The sequence below is a fragment of the Halorubrum sp. SP9 genome, from assembly GCF_005435015.1.
Classification (GTDB): domain Archaea; phylum Halobacteriota; class Halobacteria; order Halobacteriales; family Haloferacaceae; genus Halorubrum; species Halorubrum sodomense.
Window position 1 is genome coordinate 1 of the sequence record NZ_SGXU01000306.1, and the last position, 519, is coordinate 519.

The window sequence follows — 519 nt, forward strand, 5'->3', positions numbered from 1 at the left end:
GAACGAGATAGGCCCGGGGCCGCAGAACTACATCGAATGCGTGTCGCCCCACCGCAGCAACGACGGGGGTATGGGAAGCAAATTCTTCGTGAGCTTGAGCGGCGAGCTGCTGCTAATGGCTTTGAGACGCTTCTCGCGACGACGTCAACGCGACAATCGGCCGCGCTTGACTTCTATGCCGGGCAAGGGTATGAACAGACAGGGACCTCAACCGCCGGATCATACGAGCTCGTCCATTTTGAAAAGCAGCTGTAGTCAACGGACAGCGGCGGGTTCTTTGGGAGAAATCTCAGTCTGAGAGATCAAAGTGCTCCGCAGCCGTTTGCATGTCCTTATCGCCACGGCCACAGAGGTTCACAAGCAGTGTATCGTGGCGATCTTCCTCAGCCAGCTTCGCAGCCAACGCAAGCGCATGGGCTGGTTCTAGGGCAGGAATGATCCCCTCTGCTTCGCTCAGTTCACGGAAGGCAGCCAACGCCTCGTCATCGGAAACAGCGTGATACTCGGCCCGCCCCATTT

1 protein-coding gene and 1 pseudogene are annotated in these 519 nt (G+C 57.8%); one reads left to right on the forward strand and one right to left on the reverse strand.

The window, feature by feature from the left end:
* Nucleotides 1–255 (forward strand): N-acetyltransferase (locus EXE45_RS17650; protein WP_137695100.1); only part of this gene is annotated, 255 nt, incomplete at its 5' end.
* A gap of 34 nt (nt 256–289) precedes the next feature.
* Here the strand turns inward: EXE45_RS17650 and EXE45_RS17655 are convergent.
* Nucleotides 290–519: pseudogene (locus EXE45_RS17655) on the reverse strand (tryptophan synthase subunit beta); the annotation flags it as partial.